General features: G+C 40.1%; 8 protein-coding genes. 4 read left to right on the top strand and 4 right to left on the bottom strand.

Translation table 11 applies throughout. The features are described 5' to 3' along the window. Position 1 precedes the first annotated feature (1 nt). The 4 genes from KHS79_RS12345 (at position 2) to KHS79_RS12360 (ending at position 4495) form a co-directional block, all read left to right on the top strand. Positions 2-850: a GEVED domain-containing protein gene (locus tag KHS79_RS12345; protein WP_212719359.1), complete on the top strand. Its 849-nt coding sequence runs from the start codon at positions 2-4 to the stop codon at positions 848-850. Between the two features lie 14 nt (positions 851-864). Then, positions 865-2379, top strand: a complete 1515-nt coding sequence (locus KHS79_RS12350; RefSeq protein WP_212719361.1) for an internalin — start codon at positions 865-867, stop codon at positions 2377-2379. 76 nt (positions 2380-2455) lie between these two features. Next, complete coding sequence (locus tag KHS79_RS12355) at positions 2456-3691, top strand: hypothetical protein (protein WP_212719363.1); 1236 nt, start codon at positions 2456-2458, stop codon at positions 3689-3691. A 384-nt stretch (positions 3692-4075) separates the two neighbouring features. Next, a complete protein-coding gene (locus KHS79_RS12360) occupies positions 4076-4495 on the top strand; it encodes a GFA family protein (RefSeq protein ID WP_212719365.1) in 420 nt (139 codons plus the stop codon). A 22-nt stretch (positions 4496-4517) separates the two neighbouring features. Here KHS79_RS12360 and KHS79_RS12365 read toward each other — a convergent pair whose 3' ends face one another. The 4 genes from KHS79_RS12365 to KHS79_RS12380 all read right to left on the bottom strand — a co-directional run bounded on the left by KHS79_RS12365 (position 4518) and on the right by KHS79_RS12380 (position 8218). After that, entirely contained in the window at positions 4518-5537 is a 1020-nt protein-coding gene (locus tag KHS79_RS12365; protein ID WP_212719366.1) for a TIGR00266 family protein, read from the bottom strand. 131 nt (positions 5538-5668) lie between these two features. Beyond that, the gene (locus KHS79_RS12370; protein WP_212719368.1) at positions 5669-6346 is read right to left on the bottom strand and encodes a TIGR00266 family protein; all 678 of its coding nucleotides are present in this window, start codon (positions 6344-6346) and stop codon (positions 5669-5671) included. Positions 6347-6378: 32 nt separating this feature from the next. After that, the gene (locus tag KHS79_RS12375) at positions 6379-7041 is read right to left on the bottom strand and encodes a TIGR00266 family protein (protein ID WP_212719371.1); all 663 of its coding nucleotides are present in this window, start codon (positions 7039-7041) and stop codon (positions 6379-6381) included. Beyond that, positions 7031-8218, bottom strand: a complete 1188-nt coding sequence (locus KHS79_RS12380) for a M48 family metallopeptidase (protein ID WP_212719373.1) — start codon at positions 8216-8218, stop codon at positions 7031-7033. Before KHS79_RS12380 ends, KHS79_RS12375 begins: the two co-directional genes overlap by 11 nt. Positions 8219-8673 lie beyond the last annotated feature (455 nt).

Consider the following 8673-nt stretch of genomic DNA (forward strand, 5'->3'; position numbering starts at 1 on the left):
GATGTTAATAAAGAATCGTATTTTAATCGTTATGCTTTATTGCATGGCTGCTTTTTTTTCAAGTGTTAGCTGTGCAAATCAATATCAAAACTATGGTATGTGGGATGATATCCTTTCACCTGTTCAAGCTGTTGGTCGCTTTCAGTGGCTAGAAAAATGCTATAGTGGTTTATTAGTTGAAACCTGGGAAAGAATGTATGATGCTACTGACTTACAATCTGAACAGGATAAAATTAATGAATTAAAAAAATCATGGCTTTATGAAGAAGGCAGACTTAAGAGCTTTCCTCAATATTTAACGTTTGGTAATGAAGATCATGAAAACCCCGTTAACTGGAAAGCGGGTATTTCAGCCAGTGAATCTTGTAAAACAATACCTGTGGGGTATCGGATTATTGGCTTAATTACCAGCTTTGATTTTAAGGACTATTGTAAAATATCTGCAAGAGATTCATCAAAGGGCTATATAAAACAAGTTGAGTTTGGCACGTTTACTAATACTAGTGGTGCTAATAACCTGTCTAATTTTTGGGGACGTGTTATTCAAGTGGACCGTGGCGGTAATTATCATCTGGTAGTTACTCCTGGCTTTACAGTTATGGCATGGCCTGAAACATGGCACGGTTGGATTGACTGGAATAGAGATGGTGATTTTTCTGATAAAGGTGAAGCTATTTTAATCAATGAAGTGAGTGATGAGGCGATTAGTAAACTGATTAAAATTCCTGCCAATGCAAAACCAGGATTTACCAAAATGCGAATAACTATGGACGTGGGTGGTGGTAGTCGTAATCCATGTAACAATATCCGTTTCGGTGAAGTTGAAGAATACACCATTAAGATTAATTAAGGCAGGGCAAGGACATGAAATCAATATTATTTTCAGGTCTGTTGGTGAGCACAGCACTGAGTGTGAATAATGCTGCTGCCGCAATGAACAGAGATTTACCATTTGATAACCAGCCAGAAAGATCGTGGTCGATGATGTCGGAACGGTTTGGCACAAAAATTCCTGGCTTAGTCAATGATCATATTCAATTAGGTACTGCTTACGACAGTTCAAGAGAGATTTTTTTAAACCATCAACCTGTTGCGGGTGTAGAGCGGCAGAATTATGGTGGTGTTAAATTTACCATTACCTATGATCAGGATACCAGTTATGATGAAGTCCTGAGTATGCTTAATGGTAGTGTTGATGCTTCTGTAGCAATTAATGTTGTGCAGGTTAATGCGGGTGCTCATATCGCTAAAGAAGCTGCAGAGTCAGAATTTGCCAGCTCTTATACCTTCAGTGCAACAGCTACACCCAAAAAGCGTGTTTTACTGCCTGAAAACGCTAATACAGGTTTTGTTTTATCTCCAGTGGGAGACGCCATAGCCACTCAGTACCAAAATAAATTAGCCGAGCTGGCAGGTGATGAGTTTGTGACTTCCATTGAATACGGTGCCCAACTTTTTGTTAACATGAAGGTGGAGTTTTTAAATAGCCGTGATAAAGATAATATTGGGGGATATTTAGGCGTTGATGTTGCTGGGGGCATTGTATCCGTTAAAGGTGAGCTGGATTTTCTGGATGAAGAGGTTAAGAAATCGGTTAAAATTACTGTGAGAGCACTGCAAAAAGGGGGTAATCCAATAGAATTACTAAAAGTTATTCCTAATAATATTATTACTTGCTCATTGGAAAACCCTAAGCCGTGCTTTGATTTATTTGAAGAGTCCATTCAGTATGCAAAAACTGATTTTCAAACACAGTTTGACTCATTAAGTGACTACAACGTTGTAAGCTATGAAACAACTCGTTATGACCGTAGTACAGTTGACGTGAAACGTTTAGTTCCAGAATATCAAGAAGTCAGTTGGCAACGTGATCAAATTATCTATGAGATGACGGATAATTATAAGCGCGCAATTAAGGATGAACAACGTGCATCTGATTTACTTGCAAGTTACTTTAGTTGGATGCCGAGTGAGCAGCGCACGAAAGTGGAGCAAATTAAACAAGCGGCGTATAACAATGCTTGGCTATATTATGACATTGCCAAGTACTGCCAGGAGCATCCTTTTGGTACTGAATGTGTCGATTATTGGAATAACGTCAAAGATACCTGTGCAAGCACTGCAGAAGAAGCCTGTATCGCTGAGTATGACCACTCTCAGTTAGAAGTAAACAGTGAAATTAAATCTGTGCATCAATGTGAAGTTGCACGGCAAACAGCCACCAATAATGGTTTGGAAACCGATCGACAGTCGCTTGCTTATCGTAAGTTACGCTGGGCACCTGTTTTTGTTGATAATGCTAGACCCAACGATGGTGTCCTAGAGTGGACTCCTTGTGAGTTTGCGTTAACGACTTACGGTGATTATTTCATAAATTAATATCTTTAAAGCTATACCCTTTTTATGAAGGGTATAGTACACACAAGTTAGGTACTACTTTGTAGGAACCAACCCGGTGAAAAAAATAACCACAATCCTACCAATTATGCATAGTGCTCACTATGATATTGGGTCTAGTGTTATAAACAAGGCTGCTTTGAAATCTAGTTTGCTTGGTTTTTTAACGGCATCATTGATTTCGTTATCTTCTCAGGGGATGACTGCTGAATACATAGCAGATAATGCGCAGTTAGCATGGCTTGGGCTTGGTGTTGATAGTCGTAGTGGTTTTAAAAAGCAGGCATGTGTTACTGGGCACTGGAAAAAAGCTGGAGATACCAGCATCGAGTTAAGTTATTTAGGATCTCGCCAAGTCAAAGATACCATGGAGCAGGTTTTTGGTAAGATAAAAGGCGGCGTAAATGTTATTATATTTTCTGGCTCCGTCAGTGTGTCGATGACATCGCGTATCTCAGAAAATAAAACGACAGCAGCTTCAACCCTTAAACTTGCCTACAATGGACCCAACTATACTCTAGAAAATCGTCGTTTAACATCTCTAGGGCAGGCAATGACCCATGCAGACCCAACCAGCGTAATGAGTAACTGCGGCGATGAGTTTATCTATCATATGGATACCGGAGGTGAGGTTTATGTGACGGCAAAGTTGCACTTTAAGTCAAAGGAAGCATATAAAAAGTTTGTTACTAAAGTAAAAGTACGGGTGTTATTTGTCAAAAAGACAAAAACATATACCAAAGAGTGGTACAACTATGCAGAAGATGCTGTTTACAGCATTAATGTGGTAACAAAAGGCGGTAATACCCCAAAATTAAAACAGTTGCTCAGGGATAATCCTCAGTACTGTAAGATTGAAAATATTAACGATTGCTTTAATACCGCTAATTTATTGTTTGCTTACTTATTTGGTGATAATGGTTATCACCAGGACCTAAGCGCTGCGCCAATGAAAGTGCTGTCATTTGACACTCGGCGCTATGATGATTCTGGACACTTTGCCCTTAATCCACCCAATGAACCTTATGTTGACCCTGGTTTTAAAATTCAGGAAGAAAAAATAAAGATTACACTTCTAAAGCAGTACGACTATCAACAGTCACTTCAAGCATTTTATGCTGTTGAATCTAATAATGTACAAAAAGAAAAATATGCGGAAGAAATTGCTAAAGTAGAACATAATCTAACTGAACTTCATCAGGCAACGGTTACATGTCAGGCGGCATCAGCTTTCGTGGTGTGCCGGGCGGCAGTTGATCAGGCAATGGCAAATTTATATCCAGTGCAGATCTAGTTAACAATTATCCAATTAGTTTTTATTGTGCAATGCTAGGGCCTGTTAACACTATTTGAATATCACTGTTATGACGGTAAAAGCACTCATCTAGGCGCGAAGTTTAGTTGTTCTAAATGAACAATGAGCAACAACGAGTAGTGCTTTTACCGTCTTAACCCTTCGGGCCGTGATTATTTTTCCGCCTAGCGGTGTTACAAGTCATTTATGTAGAATGACTACACGGCATTCCTTGTGCCTAGCTAGGCGAAAAAATACTCTACGGCAGTGGTGATTCAAATAGTGTTAACAGGCCCTAGTCAGTATCAGCCTACTGACATAACGCTGTCAGTAGGGCTGGTTTATTCTGTTTAAGTGTTTTCAAAAAGACAGAAGGGGTATCGTATGGGAGAATCTAAAGGTCAGTGTGCATGTGGAGCAGTTGCATACTCAATTGATGGAGAGCCAATTAATACAGCATTTTGTTACTGTAAAAGTTGTCAAGTGCATACTGGTTCTGATAAGTGGTTTGGTGTGTGGGTACCAAAAGAAAAGCTTACTTTTACAAAAGGGCAGCCTATATTGTATACCCGCCTGGGTGACTCAGGAAAAGATATGATACACAATATTTGCGGTCATTGTGGAACTACGCTATGTATTGAAGTTACAGTAGGGAATTTTTATTCTGTTTCTGCGAGCACCTTAGATAACCATGAGAACTTAAAGCCCAATATGGCTATTTATACGGCCTCTGCTCCAAGCTGGGCCGTTTTTCCGGAGGGTATTGCTAAATATGATGTATTACCTCCTGAGTTGAGTGGTTAAAAAAGGACTCATAAAGGGCATATTACCCACTGCTGCGTGCAGGACGGTAAGCATGTGCCCACCATGCGAAAGCATCTACTCCACGGGTTTGAATCCATACCTTACCTTTACCAGAAAAACGACAAACAAAGCCTTCACCTGAGAAAAATAATGATTTATAACCACCCACTTTACTAATTTTATAGTCGAGGTGTTCGGTAAACGCTACAATATTGCCAGTATCGACCACATAATTATCCTGAACATCAATTTCGATAATAGCTCCATAGCTATTGAACCATAAATCGCCTTTACCCGATGCGCGGATTAAAAATAAATTTTCACCAGAGAAAAAGCCTTTGGTAAAGCCTTGCCACTTTGTTTCAATGTTTACGGACATAGCCGAAGCGACAAATGCGGAATTTTGCAAGTACAATACTTCATCATTTAAATACACATGCATCATATCGCCAGGCGCGCCTGGTGCAATACCAATTTCACCGGGACCATGGGCGGCAGTAAACTCATTTATGAAAATAGACTCTCCTGTTACAAATCGTCCCAGGCCACCCTTAAGTTTCGTTTTCATCTCGATATGGGTGTCCATAGTTGCCATGGCCGAGGCTTCTACTTTTAAGGTTTGATTGGCAGGTAATTGGATTGTTAGAAAACTGTAATCAGGTTTACCTTCTATTTTAAACTGTAAGCCAGGATGATCGGTTGGTGATTCAAATGTGTCACTGATGGGTGAGGAGGAGTCTTTTTTTACTGACGTGTTGTTGTTTACAGAAAGGTTTTGAGTAGCTGCTCTTGCTTCAGCATCAGCTTCGTCTGCAGTTAAAATACGACAGCCAATACCTAACTTATCCAATAGATTACGAATTTTAATAGCGGTTGCCTGATCAACATTTCTTTTTATCGTGACTGGACCTTTTTGTAATGTTTGCATCGCTACTTCTGGTGTTGTTTTGAACAAACGAGCAAACTGAGCGGATGCATGCTCTATATTTGTAGCATCTGCTATTTTACCTGTTAATGTTACGTGATATTGGTTATCTTGCATTTGTGAACTTCCTGTGCGAATCGCTTTTGTCTCTGCTTACGGCGCTTAAACTTAATTATCACTTTAATTAATCTATGGTTTAAAGCTTGTTATCACAGATTAAAAGCCATTCACTTAAAATAAGACAAAACCTATCGAGATCTCAGATCACCGCCGAGCATAGCGCCAAAGCTACTAGGATTATGTGACTGACACCAAACAGTACCTTTACCATGAAACTTACAGACTAAACCTTCTCCACCCAAAAATGAATGCAACCAGCTTTTTCCTGCTTTGGTGATGGTAAAGTCCAATGTTTCATTGAAGGCGACAATATGGCCCGTATCAACAATATACTCACCATCCACATGAATAGGATAAATAGCGCCAAAAGAGCTTATAAGTACTTTACCTGAGCCTTTTAAATGGACCCAAAATACCCGCTCGCCAGATAATATTGATTTAAACCCCTGCCAACCCAGGTCAATCTCAATGGCATGTTCACAGGCGAGAAATGAACTGCCTTGTACAATCAGTGTTTCATTATCCAGCGTCATGACTTCCATATCGCCAGCTAAAGCTGTGCCTAACCATACCTCACCCGTGGTGTTTTGTGCTTCAAAATGGTTAATGAATAATGACTCACCAGCGACCATCCGCTTTACAGCTTTTAGAATACTGCCTTTGCCTCGCTTATGGGTGGTGGTAGTAACGTTTATGTTATTGCTCATCGCAATCATGGCACCAGATTCAGCAGTGCACACCTCAGTGGGGTTTAAGGTGACTTTAGCCGCAGTATTTCCTGGCCGATGCAATAGCTGTATTTCCATTAAGAGGCCCTTTGTGAAAACATCAACAGACACTAAGGTAGTTTAGGGTTTATCCAACCTGCTAGCCCAGATAAACTACGTGTTTGTATGGTGATTTTGCCTTTGCCTACGACACGTGTTACTAACCCTTCACCACTAAAAAGGCTGGAAAAAATGCCACCCGCTAATTGTAGCTTGAGTTTAATGGTGGGTTCGTAGGCAACTAAATGGCTGGTATCAACAATATATTCGCCATCGATTTGCTTTTCTAAAAGTGCGCCAAAAGCACCGTACCATACTGTGCCATTGCCCTTAACCACAATTTTAAACAGACCTTCTTTGGCTAACCAGGAAACAAAACCAGCCCACTTGACGCCTACTTTAATACCCTCAGTACAGGCTAAAAATGCACCAGGTTGCAAGTAAAGCGTTTGTCCTTTTAACTCAGTGGCTTTAATTTCGCCAGGAGTTGGCTGAGCAAGGGTTATCTGTCGAGTACTTTTAGTATTATTAGCGAACTCATTAATAAATAAGGTTTCACCACCTAAAAAATGACGTGCTAATGCAGGAAAAAAACCACCATTAAAACGAGAATTCAAGTCTAAGTCCGCTGACATGGTTGCCATAGCATCAGACTCAGCGGTTATTCTCTCTCCAGGAGATAGTTTAACATCTAAGTAAGAAAAGGCTCGCCCACCTTTAATTTCAGTTTTCATCTGTAGTTATGTCCGATGAAGTATGAGTCACAAATTGTTGTACAGCTTGTTTCAATTTGTCAAATTCTTTATCCAGATTACGAAATGAAGCACTATTTGCTTGTGTGAGTAATTTTAGCTGATCAATTCGATCTGATGTAGTTGGGTGGCTGCTCAGTAATGCCAAAGATTGTTGGATTAACGCGTGATTTTCATCATCGGTAACTTGCGCTAAGCGTTTTTTTTCTTCCTCTTGAATTTTCTTGAAGAATTGGTGGAGTCCTTGAGGGTTAATATTGGCAGCTTTTAATAGCACAACACCTTTTTCATCGGCATCAGCTTCAAACTGTCTGGAGTAACTCTGGTTGATTAATAAGGGAGCAGCCTCGGCAATTACTGCTAAAAGTCCTGTCATATCGCCAAGGAATGCATCTATGATAATAAATGTGCCACTGGCACTGATCATATTGCGTAGTCCATGTTGCTCTGTCACATGCGCAATTTCATGGGCAACAACACCCAGTAATTCTTCGGCACTGTCTGCTTTTAATATGAGTCCTGAATGAATAACAATATAGCCTCCAGGTAATGCAAAGGCATTGACTTCCTCATCTAATGAAATTGAAAAATGAAAATCATAGCGTTTATCAGGTAATGCGGCTAATAGGGGGCTGGTAAGAGGTTTAAGTAGTAACTCAGCCTGCTTATCAGGCATGAACGTGCTTTCTAACTGATACTGTTTTAAGGCTTGTTTGGCTAGAGTTTGTTCCCAGTCTGCTGGTACCTGCCGAGCAATCATTGCAGCCATTGGGTCTATGGCGAAGTAAAGTGAAAATGGACTGGCAATAAATAGCAGGCTAACGACTATAAAGATGATATGGTTTGTTGTGCGTTTTCGTTTGGCATGAGATAGCTGGACAGCAATTGTAGGATGATCAATCAATAAAGGATCATTCAGTATCGATCGGTCACTGGTGTAGTACGACAGCTCTGGCCAGTCTGGATGAGAGATAAATACCAGGCGATTACTTGCACCGCCCAATTTAAACTCGCTGCCTTCAATAGGAATGGCTAGTTTCTGTTCACCACCAATAAAGCTGATTCTACCGTTTTCGATAGATAGTGTGCCAGAACATCGACCATTGGGGAGGTTTTTATAAAAAGCATGAGCGGTGTAGTTATGCTGAGAATTATCCATAGATTAAAGACTTTTGGCCTTGATGATAGTACCTATAATAAGTGTTGTTGGTGATTTTTAGAATCATTGGCTCTGGCAAACTGCCCTACAAAAAAACTCAAGCATTGTAAGCCTATTTTTTGCGGATTTCCTTTCACGTTTAAATAAACAGCTATGATAATTGATGCCTAACCTAGTAAGACAAAGGCTGGATAATGTACGTCAAATTGTTTGCCGCAAAGAAGCGGCAACTATTCTGGTATAAGGGGTTTTTAGGGCAAAATTTACGCCCTGATCGGCAGGCGTTCGTTATGCTGATCTTGGGAAAAGGTACTTCAGAACAGGTGTCAACAAAAAACTGGCTTAATGCAAATCGAAATTTAGCGGTACATCTTATATGAAATTTAAGCACAAATGATTGAGTTTAAACTGCTATAACTAAAGGTATTGTCACGACACCGGCGCCTTTGTAGTTT

Origin of the sequence: Zooshikella ganghwensis, from assembly GCF_018263875.1 — a bacterium.
GTDB lineage: Bacteria > Pseudomonadota > Gammaproteobacteria > Pseudomonadales > Zooshikellaceae > Zooshikella > Zooshikella ganghwensis.